This window comes from Paenibacillus sp. EZ-K15 (assembly GCF_002573715.1).
GTDB lineage: Bacteria > Bacillota > Bacilli > Paenibacillales > Paenibacillaceae > Paenibacillus_AQ.
The window spans coordinates 5,809-31,446 of the sequence record NZ_PDHM01000007.1 but is presented as its reverse complement, the minus strand read 5'-3'; the positions used below and the strand labels follow the sequence as shown (position 1 = coordinate 31,446).

Below are 25,638 nucleotides of genomic sequence, written 5' to 3'. Positions count from 1 at the left end.
TATATCTTAAATCTGTTCAGCTCCGCAGCGCGGACACCATTTCGAGCCTTTAGGCAGGTCGACACTGCAAATCTGGCACTTCACCATATCGCGCGTTTCCTCATCATCACCAACATAGTCCTGACTTTGGTTATTCTCCTGCCAGAAACGAATGCGGCGGTCCAGTTCCAACTGCCTCTCCCGCTCCCGCTCGAGTTCTTCCCAGTGACGGCGCTCCTTCTCCTGCTCCTCCTGCTCGATACGCAGCTGTTCCGGATCAACCTCCGGTTCAGACAGCTCCATTTCCTCGTGCTGCCGCTCCGGCTCCGGTTCATACATATCCGGCTCGTATGGATCCGGATTCGAACGGAAATCATAGGTATGCAATTCGTCCTGCTCCGGTTGTTCTTCAGCCGCTGCATATTCATGTTTATCAAACATGATCTTACGCTCAGGCTCCCTTGGTTCTTCCGCTGTTGACTTCTCAGGGTGAATTAAATTATCAAGCTTATTCCCACAGTACGGACAGAAATTTGCATCCAGTGCGACCACCCGCCCGCATTCACAGACCCGCTCATTCTTGAGGACCGCAATGCGGTTCCGAATTGCTTCGATTTGCTCCTGCAATCCATCGCAGGTTTGCGCAAGCTCGACCATTTCTTTTTCTGCCATCGTCATGTCCTGCTGACGGTAGCCCTCATAGAACACTTTACCCATCTGCAAGTAATATGAGTTCTTCTGCTGTTCGATTTCGGAAATTTGGCTGTTGAGCTTATTCACTTCCACCACGTGCTGAGCCTTTTCCGTTGCGCGGTTGGCTCCATCCTTGAGCTTTTGTAAAATATTCATTTATGAATCCTCCTCTTTCTCATATCCCGATTCACCAGCGAGCCGCCGGCGCATTGTCATATCTCTTCATTAAGGTTATTAACGATTTTTAGCTAGCCATAAACCGGCTATCCCATGTTTTTTTACCGTTTCGCATACTACTCATTGTGATGATATGCTCCTCATCGTCCAGTATACTGCCACCATGGTGATTCTATCATACCAAATTCCTTGCCCCATGTGAAAAAGGAAGCACCTTCCAACCCGGCTGCTGATTCATCCGGGTCCCGAACGTGTATATGATTAGAAAACTGGACAGTACAATGCCATTATACTGTCGGCTTGCAGCCGCGTCCTATTCCGAGCAGCCCTTAGCTGCCGAAGTCTGGAGGGATTTAATATGAGAAACGATAAAAAGACGTATTATGTTTCAGTCAATCACAATCTGATCCAGGATGTACCGAACGATACGAATGAATATGTCGTATATATGGATGATGAAGAGGTCTCCAAGCTGAGGGGGCTGCTGTATGAAGTCAGCAGCAGCGATCGGTATGCGTTTAAACGTACATTCGTCCCTTACAAGTCAGCGGATCATGACGATGCTGCCGAGCAATATGATGAACGAACGATGAACCTCTACCACTTTCTCCATGAACATGGGGATGAACGCACGCGCAAAACCATTGAGGACATGAATATCCTCGGCAAGCTGACCGACACCGGCTACGATGATCCCGGTTATGAGGACTCGCCATTAAATAAGTAAAGACTATCAGTCCGTAAGAAAAACGTATATCGACGTACCTTCTCAGAAGACAGACCGCATTTAGCGGAAGTTTTTCTTGCGAGATCAGGATGGTAAGCCTCTGAAGTTGATGCTTTCTTATCTCGTAAAATACGAATGAATCCCGGAGCCAAGCCGCCCCGGGATTCATTCGTATAACAAGAACATCGCCCGGCCTTGCGCAGGTCCTGTTCTACTTTATAGATTCGCAAGCCGGTGTACAAGGATAAAAAGTCCCGTTTATCCTACGACTATTAGCACAGCTTACAGTTTAATGTTCGCCTCATCGAGGTATTCTTCCAGCGTCATGCCGCTGTCGGCAATATCCGGCGCCAGATCCTTGCCTACATAACGGATATGCCATGGCTCGTATACATAACCGGTAATATCCTCGGCCCCTTCCGGATATCGAATGATGAAGCCGAATTCCGACGCGTGTTGCGCCAGCCACTGCCCTTCAGCCGTATGACCGAACGTTTCCTCCAATGCATTACCTGCGCTTGGGCTGGACACGTCAATCGTAAGGCCTGTCTGATGCTCACTCGTACCCGGCACCGCGCTTACACGATTAGCCTCGGCTTCCCCTTTGGTACGAACATTATTCTCATATATACTTTTCTGACGGGCATAGGAACGGTATCCCGATACGGCGCGCAACTCGATGCCATCCGCTTTGGCCGCATTGAACAATTCCTCGAGCGCGTCCGCCGCTTCTTTTCTCAGATGCCGTTTTTCATGCGGCTCATCAAAAGAAAATGGGACATTCGGCTCCACGAGATCACTTGGTTCATAACCATCTGGCAAGCTGCGCTGCTTATTTACAACCACCGTCATAGCCTCCGCGTTGGTTACGACCTGCTTACCGCCGCTTTCCTGGATCGTGGCTTGAAGCGCATTCTCGCTGCGCTTCGCCATAACCGGATCCGCTGGCTGATTCTCAGCCCCTGCCTCTCCATTGTCCGCACTGCCCTCAGGAAGCGTGTTTCCTTCCTGGCCCTCGGCCGGCGACTGCAATTCCTGACCCTGTTCCTTACCGGAACCGGTATCATTCGATTGACATCCTGCCAGAATGGCCCCTGCTAACAGCAAGGATGACAGCATTACGCTTGTAAATCGTGTTCGTTTTCCCGAAAATGCATTCATCTATTGCTTCTTCCTTTCCCACGGTTTGTCCTGCACCCATTGTACCTTATTCAGAATAAGCAGGACAAACGAGCGGCTGTCGAATCCTGCCGGATAATCTCCGTTTACGTCAAATATCCGGCCGTTTCCCTCGATTTATGACGCCGCTTCTATCAAATTCATTACAATTCTGTGATGGATTTCCAATCTTACGGTGTCTTCAAACTGCGGCGCTTCTGCTCGGCTTGTTTGGCCGCTCCGCGGGCAATCACGCTGAGCGCTTTGGAAGCGCCGCGAACGCCAGGCAGTAAGCTTGTCCAGTCGCCGACTGGACCTAGCTGATCTGCCGGAGGCGGCGGTGATAGCTGCACCGCTAGCTCGCTAAGCTGCGGGCCAGGCCGGTGCAATCGGCCCTCGGCCGCCGCTTCAGCCACCCATTCGCCCGGAGAAGGACCGGACGGTCCCTTCTCCTTCGCCCGGGTGGCCTGCTCTGCGGCAGAGCCGCCTGCTGGCGGCGGGGCTGCTTTGGCCCAGGCGTCGAAGACGCCGGCCAGCAGCGCTTCCCGCGGCAGCCCCAGCAGCATCAGCTGCTGGAGCGGCTCTGCCGCAAGCCGCAGGGCCGCGGCAGCCAGCAAGGCTGCGGCATGCCCGCAGGCCCTTTGGCCGCAGGTGCAGCGGGCATCGGCGGCCGGCTCTTCGCCCTGCAGGGGCGATGGCGCCAGCTCGGCCAGCCAAGGGGCGTCCTGCCCTGCAAGCAGGCGGTACAGCGCCTGCGGGTCTTCCTCCAGATAAGCCAGCACCGCCTCACGGGCAGCAGGGTTCAGCGTCTTCACCTGAACGCTGACCTCATGCGTCCCCGATGATTCATCGGCTCCATCCACTTTCCCCTTTAACCATCCAGGTTCGATCTCCAGCCTAATTCCTTCGGCCGATTCCGCAGATTCCATAGCCCACACCTCCTTGGCGTCCATTTTTGTATGTCTTTTCGACGGCTCCATGCGCCGTACGCAATCTGGTTACATCCAATCTTGCTCCTGCAGCTCAATCAACTGGCGGAGCTCACCGTCCGACATTTCCGTCAGCCATGTTTCGCCTGACCCGACAACCTGCTCGGATAACGCCTTCTTCTGTTCGATCAGCTCGTCAATCCGCTCCTCCAGCGTTCCCTGAGAAATCAGCTTGTGCACCTGAACGTTACGGTGCTGCCCGATCCGGAATACACGGTCCGTCGCCTGATTCTCGACCGCTGGGTTCCACCACCGGTCATAGTGAAGCACATGGTTCGCGCGGGTCAAATTCAGTCCTACGCCCCCGGCTTTTAACGATAGGACAAAGAACTCGGGTCCCTCGCCAGCCTGGAATGCCCGTACCATCTCATCCCGTTCCCGTTTGGGCACCCCTCCGTGAAGGAAATACGGCTCCTTCCCGTATTTACGTCCAAGCATGCTTACCAGCAGTTCACCCATGCCCACATACTGGGTAAAGATCAACGCCGATTCTCCGACATCTGCGATGCTGTCGAGAATTTCAAGCATGCGCTCCATTTTGCCCGAGGACTCCGCACGCACCGCGCGTCCTTCGTCACGTCGAAGCAGCTGCGGATGATCGCATATTTGCTTCAGCTTGGTGAGGGACGAAAGCACGAGTCCCTTACGGGCCATGCCCGACCGGCTCTCGATCTGTCCCATCATCTCATCGACAACCGCTTGGTACATCGCACCTTGAACCTCGGTCAGCGGGCAATATGATTTCAATTCCAGCTTCTCCGGCAGATCCTTGCGGATATCCGGATCGCTCTTGAGTCTGCGCAGCATGAATGGAGATACCAGCTTATGAAGCTCACGGAATCTCTCCTGCTGCCCCTCTCCTGGCGCATAGCGCTGACGGAAGGTATTAAAGGAGCCGAGATATCCCGGATTGAGAAAATGAAAGATCGACCACAGCTCCGCCAAACGATTCTCCACCGGTGTTCCGGTCATGGCAATACGGTGAGGCGCTGATAATTTCATGACGCTCTGCGCCTGCTTCGTACGGTAATTCTTAATATATTGTGCTTCGTCGAGCACCACACTCGACCACTGGATAGCGGATAAATCACCGCCGTCTCTTCCCGCCAAGTGATAGGTGGTCAGCACGATATCATGATTGGCCGCTTCCTGCAGAAAGTCTTCGCCACGCAGGCGTCGAACGCCATGGTGCACATGCAAGGTCAGATCCGGTGCAAATCGCTGAATTTCCCGCTGCCAGTTACCCAGAAGCGAGGTCGGGCAAATAATCAGCACCGGACCGCCAGCGGATTCCGTATTGAGACGCTCCAGCAGACAGGTGATGACCTGTACCGTTTTTCCAAGTCCCATATCGTCGGCAAGGCAAACACCAAATCCCAAATCGCGCATCACGCTAAGCCACTGATATCCCCGTTCCTGATACGGTCTCAGTTCGCCGTGAAGCGAGGAAGGAATCGGGCGGGACGGCAGCTTGCGGGACGTCTCTCCATCCAGTAAAGAAGATAGCAAACCCGTTGTCTCCACTTCTTCGATAAAGAGACCCTTCCACAGGCGTTCTCCATCCATATCAGCGCTAAGGTGCATCCATTCCGCAAGCTCCATCTCGCCCTGCTCATGGCGCTTCATGAACCGCAGCACTTGGTTGATCTCCTTCAGATCCACCTCAACCCATTCCCCGCGGAACTGGACATAGGGCAGATTCTGTTCGGCCAGAAACTTTAACTCTTCGCGCGTCAGGGATTGGCCTCCCATCGCTGCAGAGATCTGAAAGCTGACCAGATGCTCCATGCCTAACACCGGCAGCGGATGCGCTTCACCGGATGATCTTGCATCCGGCATCATTTTGAGAGATAAGCCGACGCGGCGGCGCCCTTCCCTGCTCCATCGTGAAGGCATTTGAACCGTGACGCCGCTCGCCGTTAATTTCGGAACCGATTCCTTCATAAACGTGGACAAGCGGTCAAGCGATAGCGACACGCTCTCGGGAGCACGCCCATACAAGCCTGCGGCCAGCTCCGGTGCCAGTTCTACCGCTTCTCCCAGCTTCATTAACAGCTGCAGCTGAATCCTAGAATACATCCGTCCACGGATCAGCTGATCGGATTCCGGATTTCCCCAAATGCTGCGGACTGGCATTGATAAGCCTTCGTCCTCCTGGCTTCGTACCCAGAAGGACACCTTCCAGTCCTTCTGGGTCTCGTCCAAAGGCGGCTCAAGCCGCAGCCCAAGTCCAACGGTTCCGTTCTCGGGAGGCTGATCCTCCCCGCTGGCATAAGGAAACGTTGTCCCTCCAACACGTTCAACAGCTTCCTCCAGCTCGCTGACTTCCTCAGCCGTCCCTTGAATGGGAATATCCCGACTGACGGTCAACAGGCTGTTCCACCACAGCTCGGCCAGGGGAGATTGTCCCCGCCGGTAATTCGCCAGATAGGTACGAAGCTTATCCTCCGATTCACGGACAGCTGCCCGGGCCTGGCTGTCGATCACGCCGCACAGAAAAGAATACAGCACAATAGCCCCTGCTTCCTCACGGGTTGAAGGATCGAATCCGGCAAGAGCTGCGGGCGTCCCAATCGCAATGGGCGGGATATTCGCTGCCAGCTGCAAAAAGCGTGCTGTATCCTCGGCAGACAGCTGCGGCTTCCATACCGCTTTTATATTTTGCATCGTTGTCCGGCGCCTGCCCACGGAAGGCACCTCGGCTGTCCCCGGTGCAAACTTCCCTTGCAGGAGCAGTTCCAATGCAAATCTGCTCACTTGTACCCAATATTCCATTTCTTCACCGACGTTTAGTCCCTGAGTCTGATAATACTCAGAATCCAGCGAGATCAGCAATTGAAATGCGTCTCCCGGTGTCAGAGCAAGCCCTTCCATCGTCCGTCCGCCAAGTGTCTTCCGTTCCGGACGCCGTGTGCTTTTCGATCCGAGGACTTTGGCCGGATATCTGAGCTCGGCAAGCCGGAGGGAAGCGTTAGCGAAGGGACGGGTTCCATCCGGTCTGCGAAAGGTACGGACCACGCGGCTCCAAGCATCCACTCTCGGTTCCGAAACCTCACCGGAAAAACAAAAGAATACGTCACCTAGCCATACGCCATAGAGCGGTTGATTCATCGTTGTCTCCCGTCTTTTCCTGCTTTATAGATATTATTACTATCTTAATACGATAGCTTCAACATTTCAAAACGATGGCGAAATCGTTCCCACGCCAAAATAACGTCAACCTTTATCATACCATGTATTTACTATTTCGTTGTGATCTATGTATTGCAGAATTCTCTTATATAGGTTAATAAAATATCCCTATTCTTATGCAATCTCCGGTTACCCCCGGCAGGAAAATTCCAAATCTTTTTGTTTTTTTGCGACCCTTCTGCTGATCGACCGTATGTAGATCATACATTTAGAGTTCGGGAGGGTATTTTATTATGAGTTTTGTTGGCTTTGGTATCTTAGGAATTGTGACGTTATTACTGGGATTCTTCTTCTTCTTCCTTCACATTGCCGTCTGCGTATGGGGTTATAATGACGCCCAGCGAAAAGGCCGCAGCCCCGAATTTGCGATTCTGGTTGTGCTGGGCTTGTTGTTCTTCCCTGTTGTCGGTCTCATTATTTATTTGCTGATCCGAAATAATTATTAGTAATAACCATGCTCCGCTTCTTCTTCCCCTTGGACGGGGCATACTTATCAACTATAAAGACGTTGCCCCAAAGCTAAGGTATGTGACAAACAAAAAGGTCGAAGACCAGCGCTCTAAATGAGTCTGTCTTCGACCTTTTATGATGCATGAATGACATCGGGACTGTTTTCAAAAAGACGATATATCTTTGAGACAGCCCCTATTCACGTCAATGGATCATTTTGATGGTATAGCATGGTAGACGTCACCTTCGTGATTACTTCGCCTTCAAGCTTTCCCATGATTTCTGAATGCCTTCAAACAATTGGTTCTTGTCCACATTGCCAGCCACATAACCCTGCATCTGGCTGCCGAATTCATTCATACCGCCGTCAGGGAATTTGTTGAACTCCCAGCTGAGCGCTTTATTTTCTTTACTGTATTTCATGACATCGTTACCCAGATCGCCAAGCGTCTCGCTGTTCGCCTCGATGCTGGTCAGTGCCGGGATGAACTTGAACTCTTCTGTAATATAACGTTTACCGGTCTCCGAAGTAACGAGCCAGTTCAGGAATTCCTTGGCTTCATCCTTCACCTTGGATTTGTTGTTCACGACCCAGTTGTTTGGCACACCGATCGGAAGCTTGTCATTCTCTTCGGCATTGTCATTGATCGGCATTGGCAGAAAGCCAATGTTCAGATCCGGATTGATGCCGTCGATTTGCACTTGCGTCCAGTTCCCGTTCTGGGTCATGGCTGCTTCACCGCTGGCAAAGGTCGTGATTTCCGTGTTGTAATCTGTCGTCAGCGGGTTCTTCTGACCGTACTGAACAGTAAGGTCGAACAGTCTCATCCATTCGTCGAATTTCGCGTTGCCTACCAGTTTCTCCGTACCTTCATTCATTCCTTTGACGAATGAACCCGGATCTTCCTGATGGGCGAATGGAATGTTCAGCAAGTGGTTGGCCAAAATCCAGGTCTCTTGGTATCCGTTAACGAATGGCGTAATGCCAGCCGCTTGCAGTTTTTTGGCCGCATCCTCAAGCTCCGTAAGCGTCTTAGGAAGCTCGGTAATACCCGCTTTCTCAAACAAGTCTTTATTATAAATGAATCCATAACCCTCGATAGTCATCGGTTGTCCGTACAGTTTACCGTCTTTGGTCATAGGCTCTTTGGCAACGTCAACCACGTCCTTCACCCATGGCTGATCCGAAAGATCCTCGACATTCTCGAACCACGTTTCGAGATCGCGATATCCGCCAACGTTGAAAATGTCCGGCTCATCGCCGGAAGCGAACTTCGCTTTCAGCGCTGCGCCATAGTCGGAGCCGCCACCAACGGTTTGAATGTCCAGCTTAATGCCGGGATGTTCTTTTTCGTATTCAGCTTTCAGTTTATTGAGAGCCTCGGCGATTTCGACTTTAAATTGGAAAATCTTAATTGTTTTCGTTCCGCCTTCGGCACCACCCTCAGCGCCTTGATTATCCTCATTCTTGCCGCCGCAGGCCGCAAGCAGCGTGGAGAAAGCCAGAACCATGACCAGGAGCAGCTTACCGTATTTCTTCATTGTGAATCCTCCCTTTTTTCTATTAATTGTGTGCAGTATTTATTGATAGCGTTTTCTTTTTCAGTATAATCAACCTTTTTTCGTTAAATCAGGTATTATATTGATCTTTGAGGGGGAGGGAATTGACCGATTGACAACTATCCCTTCACCGCTCCTTGCGTGATGCCTTCAATGATGTATTTCTGCATGGCCAGGAAGAAAATAATGACCGGCATGATCCCCAGCACCAGCGCCGGAAGAGCCAAATCCCACTGCTTCGTATACTGCCCAAAAAAGGCAAAAGTAGCAATTGGAATGGTCCGAAGCTCTGCGGACTGCAGGATCAAGGATGGAAGCAGATAGTCATTCCAGATCCACAAGGTGTTCAGGATGATGACCGTAACGAACATCGGCTTCATCAGCGGGAATACCACCCGGAAGAAGACGCCGTATCCGCTGGATCCATCCACGGTTGCAGCTTCTTCGATCTCCATCGGGATCGATTTCACGAACCCATGAAACAGGAATACGCTCAGCGGAACTCCGAAGCCCAGGTAACAGATAATAAGTCCATACAAGCTGTTGTTAATCCCGAGCGTTGCCGTCACCTTCACGAGCGGAATCATGATCGATTGGAACGGTATGACCATCGCCGCCACAAACAGCGCAAACATGATCTGGTTAAAACGCGTGTTCCGGCGAACCATCTGGTAAGCGGTCATGGCACTTAACAGCGCCAGCAGCAGATTGCTTGCCACCGTAACGACCAGCGAATTCCAGAACGCCTGCGGAAAGTTGGTAATGTCCCACGCCCGAGAGTAGTTATTCCATTCAAAGGCGGTCGGAAGCCCGGCCGAATCCGTCAATAGCTCGCCGAAGGTTTTGACGGAGTTCACGAACAGGAAGTAGAACGGGACCAAGAAGAGCAAGGCTACGATGATCATGATGATCTCAGTGGCCATGGTGTTTAGCCGGTATTTTCTCGTGGTCTCCATTACGCTTCAACCTCCTTGCTCTTCGTGAATCGAACCTGCAGACTTGTTATGATGGCAACCACGATGAAGAAGATGACTGCCTTCGCCGTTCCGAGTCCGAGACGATTATTCGTATAAGCCTCGTTGTAAATATTCATGGCCACCGACTCCGTGGAACCGAACGGCCCGCCTTTGGTCAGGGAAAGGTTCAAGTCGAACATTTTGAAGGACCAGGATATCGCCAGGAACAAACATACCGTAACCGCCGGCATGACAAGCGGGATAATAATGGACCGCAGGACCTGCCCTCTGCTCGCACCGTCAATTTCGGCAGCCTCCAGAATATCCTTCGGCACGTTGTTAAGCGAGGAGATGTAGATAACCATCAGGTAACCGGCCGTCTGCCAGACGAAAACGATTACAATTGCCCAGAAGGCAGTCCCCTTGGTACCGAGCCACGGCAGGTTAAAGAATCCCAGGTTCGTCGCATTGCCGATCGCTGCAAACCCTTTGACAAAGATAAATTGCCAGATGAAACCGAGCAGCAAGCCGCCGATCACGTTTGGCATGAAGAAGATCGTCCGAAGGATGTTCCGCGTCTTAAGCGGCTTGGTCAGGAAGTATGCCAGTAAAAATCCGAGCAGATTCGTCAGGATGACGCCAAGCACCGTAAACCGGGTTGTGAACCAGAAGGCATCACGGAATTTATCATCATTGGTAAAGATGGTAACAAAATTATCAAAACCGACAAAGTCGATTTTGCTTGACACGCCATTCCAGTTCGTGAAGGAATAATAAAGACCCAGAAGGAACGGAATGATCATGATCAGGATGAAAAAAATAGTGGAAGGTCCCACGAAAAGAAACTGCTGCAGCAGCGCCGAAGATTTTTTTCGATTCATCCCTTGATCTCCCCTTTTCGTTAAGTTGTTGTATGATGTACAGCCATTATGCGGTAACCTGTAAACAATAAACACGGAGAATCATGAACCGTTAGGTGTAAAATATTGACCATACGCGCTTATGCCCATTCGATAATCCAGGGGGTGATCCTTCATGAAATACCGCAGCATCCAGACCCGGCTGATCACGTTCATGCTCGCTGTCACTACCATTCCGCTCCTGCTCTCGCTATTCATTACGTTTACGCATACCCGCGAGTCGGTGAAGGAGCAGACGGTGAATGAAAATATACGGTTGATTTATCAAGGAGCGACCAATCTGATGAACTATTTGCACGGCATCGACCGCGCCTCCCTGTCCGTATATTCCGATCCCCATTTTCTGCGCAATCTTGCTCTGGATCCCGATAATCACCGGGTTGTAGCCGAGCTGTATACGACCTTGCAGGCCATTCAAACGGGCACGCAAGACGTGCATCAAATCTATCTGCACAATAATTTGACTGGACAGTCCACCCAAGTATCCAGCAATCTGCCTCGCAGGGAATTCCGACAGGCGCCCTATCGCAAAATAGAAGAGTTCGGCACGGGCAATACGGCCATTGAGCCCGTCCATCAGGTGCACAGTTACGGGTTCCCTCCGCGGCCTGCGGACATTCTGAATTTTGAAGTTTTCACCTTCTATCGATCCATCACCAACGTACCGTCACCCGATCAATATGCCCTTATGGCCATCGATGTGAAACTTGACAGTATTTTGGCTATTTGCGATCAGCTGTATGCTAAAGGGGAAGAACAGCTATACTTGATTGATGACAAGGGGAGCATCATCTACGGTCCGGATTCGCAGCAGAGAGGGCAACGTCTGGACGACCCTGTGCTAATGGGCGAAATTGCTCAAGCGGATAATGGATATTACGATGGCAAAGACGCGATGATTGTCTACGAGAAGCTGGATTTGCCCTATGCTCCCTGGACGCTTGTCAAACAAATCCCGCATCAAACGCTGTACAAACATTCGACAGAACTAACGAGCATTAACGCGATTATTGCGATATTAGCACTGTTCATTGTCATATTCGGCACGCTATGGATATCCATTCGGATTACAAAACCCATTAAACAACTCACAAGCTATATGAATCAGGTGAAAACCGGGCGGCTTGACGTGGATATTGAGGTTACAAGCCCGGATGAGATCGGGATTCTCTCCCGCCGCTTCCGAACCATGATGGACACCATCAACAACCTGATCCTGCGTGAGTACCGGCTGGAAATCGCCAATAAGACCAATCAGTTGAAGGCACTCCAAGCTCAGATCGATCCGCATTTCCTATACAATTCACTCCAGTCGATTGGTACCTTGGCCCTGCAGCACAATGTGCCGCGAATCTATTCCCTGCTCTCTTCACTGGCGAATATGATGCGCTACAATATGCGAAACAGCGAGGGCAAAGTAACGCTCCAGGATGAGATCAACCATGTGCGGCTGTACCTTGAGCTGCAGAAGCAGCGGTTCCGGGACCAGTTGGACATCACATGGGATTTGGATCCGGAGAGTCTTACGGCTCCGGTTCCGAAAATGATCCTGCAGCCGATTGTCGAGAATTATTTCAAGCATGGCATGAATACACACGCCGGCGTCGGACATATATCCATATCTTCCCTCATCTCGGAAGATCGCCGCTTGATCGTCGTCGTTGAAAATAACGGGTCATCCATCGAAGAGGCCGAGCTCGCTTCGATTCGTAGCAAGCTTGCAACTGCTTACGGCCACCCGGACCGAAACGATGCCGGCAATGATTCGATCGGGCTCTTAAACGTATTGATGCGTTTGAACTTATACTCCGACAACAAGGCTGGGTTAACGATAGAGAATGTAGTGCCACACGGCGTCAGGGTCACGCTCGATATCAACATATGGGAGAGTGAACAGTAGAATGAGAGTATTGATCGTAGATGACGAACAGCATGTGCGGGAGGCTATAGGGCTCCTGGCAGACTGGGAGCGGCATGGCATCACGGAAATCGATCAGGCCGCTGACGGTGAGGAAGCGGTGCGCTTAATCGAGGAGAACAAACCGCAAATTGTCATGACCGACATGCGAATGCCCCGCAAAAACGGACTGGAGCTGCTCACCTGGCTGCATACCACGAAACCGGATATTAAAGTGCTCGTCATTAGCGGATATGATGATTTTGAATATGTACGTCATACGATCCGTTCGGGAGGCATTGACTATATTCTCAAGCCCGTTGAACCGGACAGCTTGAACGAGGCGCTGACCAAAGCGGTTCAAACCTGGCAGCTCGAGGAAGAGAAACGGCAGCAGATTACCAATCAGAATATCGAAATGAATCAGATGACCCCTTTCTATATGGACCGCCTGCTCTCGGATCTAGTTAACGGCTATGGCAACAAGGACAGCGTGGTTTCTCAATTGCGGAACCGGATGACGCTGCCAGTAACCAGCATGATCTATAATGTTGCGGTGCTACGCGATGATCAATTTGACGAAGCTTTGCTGTCCAAATTCCGCAACAGGCGCCATCTGCTATCCTTCACGCTCATTAATATTTGCAATGAGCTGTTGATGGATCAGGGGGTTGCCTTTCGACATATCGACAAACCCGGGGAAATCATCATTCTCTGTTGGAATCCGCGGCTTCCCTTTAACGACGTACTGGATCGAATCAATGACGGGTTCTTCTCCACCCTTCGCAGGCGGAGCCATTTCGGTGCCGCCAAAGCAGGCGCCTTTCCCGACGATCTGCCGAAGGCTTATCTAAATGCCGTCCAAGCCTTGTACAGCCGCAATTTATTAACCGGCAAATGCCGCATCCATCGCGAACGTGCCGTTGAAAGCGAAGGCTCGCGCACCCTGCGGCTCTCCTCCTACGAGGAGAAATTCAAGCTGGCTGCACTCAGCGGGAGCAAGGAACGCATCGAGACAGCCACGGAAGAGTGGCTGCAGGATGTTCGCGAGAGGGATCTCGTATCGCCGGAGCATCTGGCGAGGTGGAATTCAGAATGGGACTGGATTCAGTATCACTGGACGGAAAATGAGGTAAAAAGCACACAGGAACCCGTCGAAGATGCTGAAATCTCGCAAGACCTTCCCTCCCCGCTTCCTTACAGCGAGGATGGCATGATCTGCTGGGATCGCTGGCGCGAACAGATCAGCGGAAGGCTTTATGCGGCATCCCGTGTTCTTACTCAGATTCATTCCAAGGACAATCATATCATTCATGACATTGCCCGCTATTTGGAGCAGCACTATCATGAGGAGATTTCCCTTCAGCAAATTGCGGGGAAGTTCTTTCTTAGCAGGGAATACATTTCTCGCAAATTCAAGCAGGAATTCGGTGTGACGCTATCGGATTTTCTCGGGCGGATTCGAATCGACAAAGCTAAAACGCTGCTGCTCAATCCCCAGATCCGGATCGCCCAAATCGCGGAGATGGTCGGTTACCAGGATGAGAAGTATTTCAGCAAAGTGTTCAAGAAGATGGAGGGTTTCACGCCCAACGAATACCGCAAGAAACATATGAGTTAAGTGAAGGGCTAGTGCCCTTTTCTTTTAGCTGCTGGCTCGATATTCATTCTTTTGGGTATATTCTATATATTCCAGACTGATATCAGGAGGAGATTATATGTACCGCAACAACCCGTACCGCTGGTGGAATCTGCTGTTTTTCGCCGGGGTAATCGCCATGAATGTGTTATCAGGCATGCTGCCGCTTGGCGGTAGAACAACCGGGGAGATATCGGATAAGTATTATACGGCGATCACTCCCGCAGGATATGCCTTTTCCATATGGTCCGTCATCTATGTGCTGCTGTTCTTTTTTGTCATCTACCAGTTGCGTCGTGACACCGGAAACCGCGATTCCGTAAGATCCATCGGACCATGGTTTATACTTAGCTGTGTATTCAATATGGCGTGGCTTGTATTATGGCACTATTTGTATATTGAATGGTCTGTCGTGATGATGTTCTTACTGCTGTTAACCCTGTGGGTTCTATATGTGCGCACGCATACGATCGACTACCCGACGTCAGGCGAGAAGTTCTGTCTGAAATTGCCGTTTAGCCTATATCTCGGCTGGGTGTGCCCTGCCTTTATCGTCAATGTCGGGATCGTGTTTCAGAAGAATGACTGGAGCCTCTTCGGCCTGCGCGAAACCACTTTGGGGGTTGTGCTGCTCTGCATCGGTGCTTTACTCGCCATACTGATCGGCCAGCGTTACCGGGACAGCATCGTGCCGCTGGTCTTCACCTGGGCTTACATCGCCATCGCGGCCGAGCATCGGGAGACCGACGGCATCTTAATGACCGCCTTTGTGCTCTCTATCGTCCTGCTTGTATATGCCATATGGCTCTTCTTTACGCGCAATCGGAGAAGATCCCGGTATTAAACCGAGTCCGGATCTTACGCAAAAGAGAAGTTTCTTGCTTACGATTCGCTTCCTACTCGATCTACGTAAAGGCTGTTGTTGATCTAATCCAAGGGGTTGAAAGGGTTCTATTCCATTGATCTCAGAATATCTCCTATAATCCCCTTGGATTGATGAACACCCAGATCTGTATTTGTCATGATTATGATCCCCTTCCCTGAATACGGCCGCATGGTCATCATGCATTGAAATCCTACACCCCATCCGAGTGATGAAACCTCAAACTCTTGATCAGACCCACCCAAAAAAACACCCAGCCCGGTCCATTCCTTGCTGCATTGAGGAGTAATCCATTCCTTCGCTCTGTCCTCGGATAACCCTATTCTGCTTCTGCCATTTAAAGAATCCATGAATTCAATCGCCAAGATGGCTAGATCGGATGGTGTGGTCCATAAACCGGATGCTGCCGCGTAGGGGTACATCGGATATTTGCCCTGAACTAACTCCCCGTTCTTGTGATGGCCACATGATAACTGTCCGCTTATGGATTGGGGAATGGTCGGATTCAGTATACTGTCCTTCATATTTAACGGTTCAAATACCTGCTCCTTCATCAGCACCTGAAATGGCTTACCGGACACGTCTTCGATCAGCAATTGAATAATGCAAAAACCGGCATCCGAGTATGCAAATTCACTCCCAGGCTCATATGTGACACGAATCGCTTCATTACAATATGGCGTCCTTCCCTCCAACAGCTCTACCATTGAGGGGAAACCATACGCGGGGTCCCATTCGCCAAAGCTGCCTTTAGGATCCATGATTCCCGACTGATGGCACAATAATGTTCGAAGGGTCACTTTGCTATGCCGGGTGAATTCGTTCTCCGGAACTTTCCAGGTAGAGAGTTTAACATTAACATCTTCATCCAAATCCAGCAGCCCTTGACCAACCTGCTTCATAACGAGCATCGAGGTAACGAATTTACTGATCGAACAAGCGTTAAATATTGAATGTCCGGTTACCATGTTGCCGGTTCCAGCTTCCAAAGTGCCGTAGCCTTCTGCTACCCGAATATGACCTTCAGCAATCCGTGCCATGCTTAAACCAGATACATGATATTGCTCCATCCATTCTCCAATACTCTTATCCATATTAGGCTCCATCCCCAAGGTACCCCCTCCCTATTATTAGTTTGACCTCTATACTTGCTTCTCCGTTTATTATAGAACGTAAGTTCGCATTACTCAATGTGCACGATCTCCAATAAACATAAAAAAAACGTCTATCGACGTACTTTCTCAGAAGACAGACCGCATTTAGCGGAAGTTTTTCTTGCGAGATAAGGATGCTGAGCCTCGGATGTTTATACTTTCTTATCTCTTAAAAAAGGAGCTTTGCCAATGCAGGCAAAGCTCCCTTTTACATTGATAATCGCTTATTGCTTAACGGCGATGACCTCAATCTCAACCAGTCCGTCCTTCGGCAAACGAGCAACCTCAACGGCGCTGCGTGCCGGGTATGGCTCGGAGAAAAAGCTGCCGTACACTTCGTTCACCGCTGCGAAATCGTTCATATCCTTCAAAAACACGGTGGTTTTCACCACGTGGTCGAGGCTTGTCCCTGCAGCTTCAAGAATCGCCTTTACGTTGCTGAGCGACAGCTTCGCTTGCTCCTGAACCCCCTCGCCGAACTCGCCCGTTTCCGGATTCAATCCCAGTTGGCCTGAGGTATATACGAATCCGTTGATTTCTACAGCTTGGCTGTAAGGTCCGATTGCACCCGGGGCTTTGTTAGTCGATATGATATGTTTACTCATGGTCTGTCACCCTTTCTATGTATTCATTTCTGTGTACATTGTAATCTGCCACAGGTACTCTGGCAAATTTAATCGGCAGCCTCGCCGAGAACATGGATGACTTCATTGGTATACACATGGTGGCCTTTCATATCCGTTAAGCCGATATTCACCATCGACTTGGCTACTTTCCGCGCAGGTATAGCCCGGTATGGGGCCAGCTTCGGACCTTTGAATGCAAAGTCGAGGGAAGTCATGAGAACCGATGCCACCCGCTCTCCAAACCGCCACTCGGGCCGCTCGCCCAGCAATAATGACGGTCTGAACAGATGCAGCCCCCAAAAACCAATCTTGGCCAGCTTCTCTTCAACCTCTCCCTTGGTCCGAAGATAGAAATTACGCACCTTCGGATTGGCGCCTGCGGAGCTGACCGCCATAAATTGTCTCACCCCGTACCGCTTGGCCAATTCCGCTGTCTTGATGACATAATCCACATCCACTTTACGGAACTGCTGCTGGGAACCAGCCTTTTTGATCGTTGTTCCCAGGCAGCAATACACGCTATGGACGCCGGAAAAAGCTTCGCTGTATCGATCTAGCTGATCCCATTCCACCAGAATAGGCAACAGCTTGGGATGCGCAACATCAGGAAGTCTTCGTACCAGCACGCGGACCTCCTCCACCTCCGCACGGCCCAGCAGTTCTTCGGTTACCATACGACCCACAAGCCCTGTGGCCCCGACTACGAGTGCAACCATTCCACCTCACACCCTCCCTCAATTCATGATATGAAATATGAATGACATGAAAGGCCTCTGCAGCCTGCCACTCTTCTAAGCAGCACGAAGCACTCTCCGCCCCACCGTCAAAGCGATGAGCACCATCAGCATGCCCACTGTGGTTTGGAAGCCATATCGGGCTACCCAGTCCGGTGCATCTGCGATCCCTTTGAATATGAACCCGCCCAGCACGGGACCCAGAAAAGAGGTAAAACCCGTGATGGCAGAGTATACGGCGATAAACATTGGTCGTTCGCTTTTCGGCGTATCCCCGATCATAAAGTTAAAGGCAAGCTGGTTAAAGCCGCCTACGCCGGCACCAAGCAGCATATGAGACAGCAGCAGCACCGGAATCACGGGCAGGACGGACAGCAAGCCCCATGTCAAGCATGACCCCGCAATCAGCGGCAATGTCCAATAGAGCAAGGTTCTGTTGCGAAAGCGCGCATTCAAATTCCCCCATACGTAGAAACCGATCATCATGATCACGGTCTGTGCAACGGTCATAATGGATACGACCGAATACGAAATATGCAGGACGTCCAGCATCGCATACGAGTAGAGCGGAACAATCAACGTCTGCAGGAAGAGCCAGCCCGCCAGAAACAGTGTAGATTTGATAAACGTGGTATCCGACAGCGGCTTTCGGATCATCGCCTTAAACTTACGCTCGCTCGAGTGCTCGAAGGGAGGGTCAGGGTACAAAAAGAATAAGGATAAGTTAGCAGCAATGGCGATCCAAGAAATGATGAACAGAATAAGGAAGCCACCGCCGCCGGGAACACGGTCCAGGATGATCCCGCCAACAAACAGAGTCAAGGCGCCGAGCGCATTCAAAATGGTATTACGTATGCCAAAATAACGTCCCCGGACCTTGGACGGCACCATGTCGCTGATCAGCGAGGTCCAGAGCATACCGGATACGGTATTGGCAATAAAGGCGGCCATATAGAGGATCATAAACACCGGAATCCACCATCGTTCCGGGAAGATAAACGGGATGATCCCCGTGGCCCCCCACAAAATGCGGTGCATAAAGGTGAAAACAATCATCGCCTTCTTGCGGTATTGCAGGCGCTGGATCAGGTACGCAACCAGAATCTGAAGCACGTTGAACAGCGTAGTGACAGCCAGAACAAACCCAACCTCACTGGATTCCGCACCTAAGTACAATAAGTACCCTGTCAAGAAGGGACCGCCCAATAGCGCCTGCAGAATGACGGCCGGCACCCCTTCCCATGTAGCCGTCATCAAATGTTTGCGCTGGTGCGAAACCTGTTTGCGCGGCTTGTGAATAACCTGGACAGCCTTGATGGTGATACACTCCTTCGATGACTTCAAATGGGCTGATCATACTTCCTTTTGACCTCATTCTACACCGCATCGGACCCAAGTCAATATGACTTTTTAAATATAAAACTCACATGAATTTCTCATGGCGCATAACCTGAACATCCAAGCTTAAAAAGACATAAAAAGAGCGCAAATCAGGCTCGATTTGCACTCTTTCTCCAAGCTGTTATGAAACTGGTCAGCGGTTTCCACTCCCTGCGGAGCCAGCCGGAGGATTCGGCCGTTTCCTTCGCCATAAGCCCCGCGGTGGACACTGACGCCTGCTGACTGTCTGTGACAGGAAGACCTTCCTCATTCATCATCTCATAGTATCCCAAATGATAGGTGCTGACCATGTCTCCGTGTAAGGTAAACACCTTGCCGTCACGAATATCGATCACCTTGCCAGTCACAACCCGGGATTCCAACATGATTCGTTCTGCCTCCCTTATCTTCCTCAAGACTAGTCGCGGTATCTTGAACTCCAATCCGTATATTCACGCTCCGCCGCATCCTTCGTATGTCCGTATCGTTCCTGCAGCTTGCCAACCAATTTATCTTTCTCGCCGTCGATCACATCAAGATCGTCATCCGTCAATTTGCCCCATTGCTTCTTCGCTTCACCCTTCATCTGTTTCCATTTCCCTTTAAATACGTTGCTATCCATAAATATCAGCTCCTCTTAGAGTAATGAATGATGAAATGTAGAATCGCCTTTACTTGTGTATACCCCTTAGAAGTTTCTCTGAATCCTGGCAAACGATGTCATCACGATGAGACGGTATACGACTCAACAGATGATATGATATCCATATTTCATTCATCCCTAGCCAACTGGCAGAAGCAGTATGGAAATCGCAACACTTGTCTGGCTGCCCTGGGGTCCAGTGATATGTTAATGACAGTCTCACAAAAAAGAGGCCGTTTACCTGCACAGGTACGGTCTCTTTCTTATTCCTATTCCACAGAACCAGCTGCGATTCCCTGCTTGACACCGCTAGCGGATCGTAATGACCTTCTTCTCCGCTTTCATATATTTAACGAACATGCCCGCATAATCGGGATCCCACTGGGTTCCCCTACCGGCTTCCAGTATGTTCAAGGCATCCACGGATTTCATGCCGCTGCGGTAGGGCCGATCCGACGTCATGGCATCATAGGCATCGGCCACAGCAATAATTCGGCCAAACAGCGGGATTTCCTTCCCCTTCAACCCATCAGGATATCCGCCCCCGTCATAACGCTCATGATGGGATCGCACTCCCTCCAGATAAGGCGCCATCGCATCGGCAGGCTCGATCTGCAGCAGAATGTTCTCTCCTTGAGCCGGGTGGGCCTTTACTTGATCGAACTCCTCTGCCGTCAGCTTTCCTTCCTTCAACAAAATGTTGTCCCGGACCCCAATTTTGCCGATATCATGCAGCAATGCCGTCTTGTGCAAAAGATCAACCTGCACTTCGCTGAGTCCCGCCAACTGGCCGATTAACACCGAGTATTCCGCCACCCGAAGCGAATGACCTGCCGTGTAAGGATCTCTGGCATCCAGCGCCGCTGCCAGGGCAGCAAAGTAACTGTCCAGCAGCTTGCGGTTCCGCTCCTCCCGCACCTGCAGACCGCGAACCATCATATTGAACCCCGCGATCAAATTGGAGAATTCATCGGAATAGAGATTGGAGGTCTGGATCAGACGTCCTTCCTTAATCTCATTCATCGCCCGGTACAGCTGCCGGATCGGCCGCTGTAAATCCTGGGTCAAGAGCCAAGCGCCGATATAAGCAAAACCGACACCCAGAAGCAATATAAATCCAGCCCAACCCCAGTACTGCTGAGCTACGATCTGACTGAGTCCCTCCAGACGGATCTGCACCGCTAGACTGAACAGAAACAGCGGAAAGGTGCCGATCAGCATCGTGCTCAGCAGAAACTTCGTCCGAATCGCCATGAATACATGGCCCTCAAGGGAAAAATCCACGCCATAACGCGACAACGCCTGCCGCCGGATCTCCTTGATCAGCGGACGGATAGCAGCGATCGTCAGGAAGAATTCGATCATGGCATGACAGCTGGCTAGCAGGACCGCCCCAAGGCAAGCCAGCCATATATAGAACGGCGGAAAATTCAGTTTTTCCTGCTCCATCATCCAAACCGTAAGCAGAATGGCCGGAAGCGACAAACCGAGCAGATGAGGTCCGAATATGCGGTATACCACCATACGCGGCATGCGGTGTATACTCAAGTATGCTTTTTCCAACGTTTCCAAATCCGTATGGCCTTCATCAAACCCCGCGTGAATCGGTCGTAAATACCGAAGAAAGACGGTCAGCTCCGACGCAATCATCACCATGAACGAGATGGCCAATATGACCACAAGACGCGCGCCTTCCTCAAAAGGAATTTCCAGAGTCGTTACCATTAATACGCCACCCACAACAAGCACAGCTGCAATGGACCCGATCATATAGTTCCGGATTAGCTGTTTAAGAAAAGACTTATACAGTTGCATGGAACGCCTACTTTCATTAACAGATGATACACATCGGCAAGGCATATGAGATCCGAACGTATTCGACACATGATGCTACAATTTTAAGATTTCAGCTGCAGAATTTGCAAGAAAAAACTGTTAATATGAATATCGTTGGATTTCAGGAAAAAATCAAGCGTTTTTACATGACATTCTAATATTCATTTAAATATCTTTGCTTATTACGAGTACTTGTGCTATAATAAGTAATTGTTACATGAAGTTTAACCCCGTTAGTTCCTCGAAACATGGTTATTTACATCTCTGTTGAAGTGCAAATTCCTATTTTATGACCCTAAGAGTAAGAGTTTTATGGAACGGTTTTCTGATTCACACTGGAGCGGTCATCGGAGCCGCAAGGACGAAAGAGAGGCAGGGCTTTTGTCGTTTTAGAAGCAAAGATTCTTGAAAATACTTCAAATACGGAACCGACTGTACTGCCGTTATTGGCCGTCAGGGGTTAAATTTTATATGTGCTTTTTAGCGCTCAATCAAGGACTCGGCCTTTGGCCGGGTCCTTTTCCATGTTACGCTGCCCTTTCGTGTGTCGAATCCCAAAAGACCAGTGACAGCCGCCTAAACGGCTGCATATGATACCGAGACGATGAGTATTCGGAAGGAGCGTGTTGTTTTGAAGAAAAAGAAGAAAAGCCCATCATCTTCCTCTTCCCAGCCCTACAGGGTAGATCCCAGTACGAGGGAATTCGATCTGCTTGAGCGAAATAAAGGACGCAGCCACAAAAAAGATAAAGATGCCCATATCCTCTCAGCAGCAACCATTATGGATCTGGATGAGGATCTTATCGGCCTCATGGAATTAAAACAAGAAGAAGACAAAGAAAATAAAGAAAACAAAGAAAACACCCCACTATCGATATCTGACGAAGATGCTATCATACCTACAGAAGATGCTGTAGCCGCTGAACCCCCGACCATGCCTAACGATCCCCCATCCCTTCCAGAGATGGAGAACGAGCATGTGCAGTTGATTTCGGAAAAGGAGATGCCTGAAATTAAGGGCGCATTCATATATACCGAGGACATAGGGGAATATGCGGTAACCGAAAGCCGGATCGCTTCGAGAGCGGTCACAGCATCCAAGCTGTCACGTGGTGCCGTCGGACCTGAAGCTATACAGGATTACAGCATCACTAGTCTGCACCTTGCCGACGAATCCGTAACTTCCGGAAAAATCGCGCCATTATCGGTCACAGGAGAACATCTGATGGATGGCATCTTATCTACGCGCAAGTTTCGGGACGGTTCCGTAAATGCCAGCAAGATCAAGGATGGTAGTGTAACCTCACAGAAACTGGCTGACCACGCCGTGGTCAGCGAAAAAATCGCGGATGGGGCTATTACTGCACGTCATCTTCAACAGCTCCTCGTGACAAGCGACCTGCTCGAAGACCAAGCGGTTCAAGGGGACAAAATCGCATCCAGCGCCGTAGAAACCCGACATCTCGCTAATGAGAGCGTCCATAGCTCCAAGCTTGCGGAGGATGCAGTCACTTCAACCAAAATCCGTGACGAAGCCGTAACAGGCAAAAAAATCGCCGATGACACCATCTCAGGCTCTCACATAAAACCGCAAAGCATCGAAAGCAAACATTTGACCAGCGAGGCCGTAACTGCGAAGCACATTGCTGCCGGCAGCATCGGGCCAGGCCTAATTGCAGACGGTGCCATCAACGCAGGGCATATTAAAGAGGGCTCGCTCAGCTCCCGACATTTAGCGGACAGAGCCATAGGATCAGAGCAAATCCAGCCCGGCTCCATCGGTTCCGATCAGATCAGCATCAACGCTATATCCGCTCGCCATCTGTCTGATTCCAGTATCACCAGTTCCAAGCTTGCCGATCAATCCGTCCATACGGTGAAGCTGGTTGAACAAGCGGTTACGGCTTCGAAAATCGCGGATCAGAGCATACTCCCTAACAAAATTGCCAATGAAGCCGTTCAAACGCGCCATTTGGCTAAGGGTGCGGTGGAATCGGATCAAATTGCATCGGATGCCATTCAAACCCGGCATCTCGCTGCGGATAGTGTAAATGCAGAGCATATTGCCGAGGGCAGCATCTTACCTCAGCATTTCGCGACTCAGAGCGTCATAGGGCGTGCCATTCAGCCCAAAACGATAGCAGAACAGCATCTGGCAGACGGAGCGATCGGGAAGCAGCATCTTCAGCCTGCATCCGTCGGCGAAGAGACGCTGGCACCCAAAAGCGTGACCAGCCAAAAGCTTGCGCTTGGATCGGTTGGCGGAGCCATTATTGCTAAACATGGCGTAACCTCCGGCAATATCGCCAGCGAAGCCATTCAGCAGCAGCACTTGTCAGCAGGCAGTGTAGGTGCTGAAGCCCTGCAAAACGGTGCGGTTCGCGAGCCGCATCTGACCGATGGCTCTGTGGCCAGCCGCCATCTGCAGAAGGGAAGCGTACGGTCACAAGCGCTCGCCCAGGGAGCGGTAACGACAGATAAAATTGCTGCAGGCAGCATTGTGGAGTCCTCAATCGGCGATGGGGTTATTGCGCCACGACATTTGGGGGACCATGCAGTAACATCGCTGAAGCTGTCTCCGGAAAGCGTGTCCACGGATAAACTGACAGACCTGGCCGTTACTTCAAATAAACTAGCTGAGAGCAGTGTCTCCGCTGGCAAAATAGCTCCAAAGGCGGTTCAATCCACTCACTTCTCTCCGTATTCGGTAACTTCAGAAGCGATTCAGAATAAGGCCGTTACTTCGGAGAAAATTGCTCCGCAAGCTGTAGAGGGCGCGCATCTGGGACTGGAATCCATCCTGGGCAAACATATCGTGCAGGAAGCCATTCATGGCTATCACTTGAAGAAAAAATCCATCACGTTAAGCCATCTGGCAGACGAAAGCCGCTCAGCGGAAGCGTTGTTTGCAGACGGCAGCATCCCGGGCGTAAAAATCAGATCACAATCCATTACAGAAGCCCATCTCTCGCCTTCGTCGGTCTCGGGAGCCGCACTGCAAGCGAATGCCGTGAGTGGCGATAAGATCAAGCCTCTCTCCATTTCAACAGTGCATCTGCAAGAAGCGAGCGTCCAGTCTGACCACCTGGGCGTGGATATTGTCAAATCACAGCATATGGATGAAGGATCTGTGACCGGCCGCCATATTGCTTCCGGCTCTGTCAATGCCCGGCACATTCAAGCCGAGAGTATAGAATCCGCACATATTACGAACGGCGCCGTCCTTCCTGAGCATGTCGCCGGAGAATCGATCCAGAGCGGACATATCGCCGAAGGTGCTGTGAGCTCCAAGCATGTTGAATTGTTCTCGATTCAGAGCCATCATTTGGCGCCGTACTCGGTCAACGCAGCACATCTAGGAAATCAGTCTGTCGGTCATGTCCACCTGCAGCCGGACAGTGTTGGCGTCGATCATTTGCAGACGGGGGCCGTTAAATCGAGGCAGCTGGCGGAGGGCGCCGTTCTTCCCCATCACCTGCAAATTTCTAGCATCGGTTCGCAGCATATCGAAGCCGGCGCAATCACAACGGAACATATGCAGGACCGTGGAATTACGGGAAGCAAGATTTCGAAGGAGACGATATCCGGTGCTCACATTGCGAACGGCTCTCTCACAGGAGCTCAAATTGCCGATGGGACCATCGGCAGCCGGCATCTCGGATCGGATGCCTTCGATAACTTCATCCTAGACGAAGAATCGGTGACCGGCAGTAACATTGCTAAGGCTTCCATCACCGCCGATCACGTTGCAGATGGTTCGCTCACGGGCGCACAGATTGCCGAAGGCTCACTGACTGGTACGCAAATTGCCGACGGAGCCATCGCCAGCCGGCATCTCGGGCCGGATGCCTTCGATAACTTCACCCTAGATGAGGGATCGGTGACCGGCAGCAACATTGCTAAGGCTTCCATTACTGGCGCTCACGTTGCAGATGGTTCGCTCACGGGCGCACAGATTGCCGAAGGCTCACTGACTGGTGCGCAAATTGCTGACGGAGTGATCGGCAGCCGGCATCTCGGGCCAGATGCCTTCGATAACTTCACC

20 protein-coding genes are annotated in these 25,638 nt (G+C 51.0%); 6 read left to right on the top strand and 14 right to left on the bottom strand.

Annotated features, from left to right (window positions below; all coding sequences use genetic code 11):
* Positions 1–6 precede the first annotated feature (6 nt).
* Entirely contained in the window at positions 7–828 is an 822-nt protein-coding gene (locus CRG97_RS03790) for a zinc ribbon domain-containing protein (RefSeq protein WP_098741830.1), read from the bottom strand.
* A gap of 379 nt (positions 829–1,207) precedes the next feature.
* Here CRG97_RS03790 and CRG97_RS03785 point away from each other — a divergent pair, with 379 nt between their 5' ends.
* Entirely contained in the window at positions 1,208–1,576 is a 369-nt protein-coding gene (locus CRG97_RS03785; RefSeq protein WP_076326011.1) for a hypothetical protein, read from the top strand.
* 282 nt (positions 1,577–1,858) lie between these two features.
* Here CRG97_RS03785 and CRG97_RS03780 read toward each other — a convergent pair whose 3' ends face one another.
* The 3 genes from CRG97_RS03780 to CRG97_RS03770 form a co-directional block, all read right to left on the bottom strand.
* Entirely contained in the window at positions 1,859–2,737 is an 879-nt protein-coding gene (locus CRG97_RS03780; RefSeq protein WP_098741829.1) for a M15 family metallopeptidase, read from the bottom strand.
* Between the two features lie 188 nt (positions 2,738–2,925).
* Positions 2,926–3,663, bottom strand: a complete 738-nt coding sequence (locus CRG97_RS03775; protein ID WP_098741828.1) for a hypothetical protein — start codon at positions 3,661–3,663, stop codon at positions 2,926–2,928.
* Positions 3,664–3,732: 69 nt separating this feature from the next.
* Positions 3,733–6,834 carry a DEAD/DEAH box helicase gene (locus tag CRG97_RS03770; protein ID WP_098741827.1) on the bottom strand — a complete coding sequence of 1,034 codons (3,102 nt, stop codon included), beginning with the start codon at positions 6,832–6,834 and terminating at the stop codon, positions 3,733–3,735.
* 314 nt (positions 6,835–7,148) lie between these two features.
* Between CRG97_RS03770 and CRG97_RS03765 the strand changes: the two genes are divergently transcribed.
* Positions 7,149–7,361, top strand: a complete 213-nt coding sequence (locus CRG97_RS03765; RefSeq protein ID WP_098741826.1) for a PLDc N-terminal domain-containing protein — start codon at positions 7,149–7,151, stop codon at positions 7,359–7,361.
* 256 nt (positions 7,362–7,617) lie between these two features.
* Here the strand turns inward: CRG97_RS03765 and CRG97_RS03760 are convergent, their stop codons facing one another.
* The 3 genes from CRG97_RS03760 to CRG97_RS03750 form a co-directional block, all read right to left on the bottom strand.
* On the bottom strand, positions 7,618–8,907 hold the full coding sequence (locus CRG97_RS03760; protein WP_098741825.1) for an ABC transporter substrate-binding protein: 1,290 nt from the start codon (positions 8,905–8,907) through the stop codon (positions 7,618–7,620).
* 137 nt (positions 8,908–9,044) lie between these two features.
* Positions 9,045–9,881, bottom strand: coding sequence for a carbohydrate ABC transporter permease (locus CRG97_RS03755; RefSeq protein ID WP_098741824.1), 837 nt, complete (start codon positions 9,879–9,881; stop codon positions 9,045–9,047).
* Complete coding sequence (locus tag CRG97_RS03750) at positions 9,881–10,762, bottom strand: carbohydrate ABC transporter permease (RefSeq protein ID WP_076326018.1); 882 nt, start codon at positions 10,760–10,762, stop codon at positions 9,881–9,883. The genes CRG97_RS03755 and CRG97_RS03750 overlap by 1 nt, the downstream gene beginning before the upstream one ends.
* 154 nt (positions 10,763–10,916) lie before the next feature.
* Between CRG97_RS03750 and CRG97_RS03745 the strand changes: the two genes are divergently transcribed.
* From CRG97_RS03745 to CRG97_RS03735, 3 genes are all read left to right on the top strand, one after another.
* Positions 10,917–12,701 (top strand): cache domain-containing sensor histidine kinase, encoded by a 1,785-nt coding sequence (locus CRG97_RS03745; protein WP_098741823.1) that lies wholly within the window; start codon positions 10,917–10,919, stop codon positions 12,699–12,701.
* Between the two features lies 1 nt (position 12,702).
* The gene (locus tag CRG97_RS03740; RefSeq protein WP_098741822.1) at positions 12,703–14,319 is read left to right on the top strand and encodes a response regulator; all 1,617 of its coding nucleotides are present in this window, start codon (positions 12,703–12,705) and stop codon (positions 14,317–14,319) included.
* A 97-nt stretch (positions 14,320–14,416) separates the two neighbouring features.
* Positions 14,417–15,181, top strand: coding sequence for a tryptophan-rich sensory protein (locus tag CRG97_RS03735; RefSeq protein WP_098741821.1), 765 nt, complete (start codon positions 14,417–14,419; stop codon positions 15,179–15,181).
* Positions 15,182–15,288: 107 nt separating this feature from the next.
* Here the strand turns inward: CRG97_RS03735 and CRG97_RS03730 are convergent, their stop codons facing one another.
* The 7 genes from CRG97_RS03730 to CRG97_RS03700 form a co-directional block, all read right to left on the bottom strand.
* A complete protein-coding gene (locus CRG97_RS03730; RefSeq protein WP_098741820.1) occupies positions 15,289–16,326 on the bottom strand; it encodes a serine hydrolase domain-containing protein in 1,038 nt (345 codons plus the stop codon).
* Positions 16,327–16,598: 272 nt separating this feature from the next.
* Positions 16,599–16,979, bottom strand: a complete 381-nt coding sequence (locus tag CRG97_RS03725) for a RidA family protein (protein ID WP_076326022.1) — start codon at positions 16,977–16,979, stop codon at positions 16,599–16,601.
* Between the two features lie 68 nt (positions 16,980–17,047).
* Positions 17,048–17,716, bottom strand: a complete 669-nt coding sequence (locus tag CRG97_RS03720) for an NAD(P)H-binding protein (RefSeq protein ID WP_098741819.1) — start codon at positions 17,714–17,716, stop codon at positions 17,048–17,050.
* Between the two features lie 75 nt (positions 17,717–17,791).
* Positions 17,792–19,078, bottom strand: a complete 1,287-nt coding sequence (locus CRG97_RS03715; RefSeq protein WP_098741818.1) for an MFS transporter — start codon at positions 19,076–19,078, stop codon at positions 17,792–17,794.
* 146 nt (positions 19,079–19,224) lie between these two features.
* A complete protein-coding gene (locus CRG97_RS03710; RefSeq protein WP_098741817.1) occupies positions 19,225–19,500 on the bottom strand; it encodes a hypothetical protein in 276 nt (91 codons plus the stop codon).
* Positions 19,501–19,532: 32 nt separating this feature from the next.
* The gene (locus tag CRG97_RS03705) at positions 19,533–19,736 is read right to left on the bottom strand and encodes a CsbD family protein (protein WP_076326026.1); all 204 of its coding nucleotides are present in this window, start codon (positions 19,734–19,736) and stop codon (positions 19,533–19,535) included.
* Positions 19,737–20,066: 330 nt separating this feature from the next.
* On the bottom strand, positions 20,067–21,572 hold the full coding sequence (locus CRG97_RS03700; protein ID WP_098741816.1) for an HD-GYP domain-containing protein: 1,506 nt from the start codon (positions 21,570–21,572) through the stop codon (positions 20,067–20,069).
* A gap of 652 nt (positions 21,573–22,224) precedes the next feature.
* Here CRG97_RS03700 and CRG97_RS03695 point away from each other — a divergent pair.
* Positions 22,225–25,638 (top strand): hypothetical protein (locus tag CRG97_RS03695; protein WP_202618864.1); only part of this gene is annotated, 3,414 nt, incomplete at its 3' end.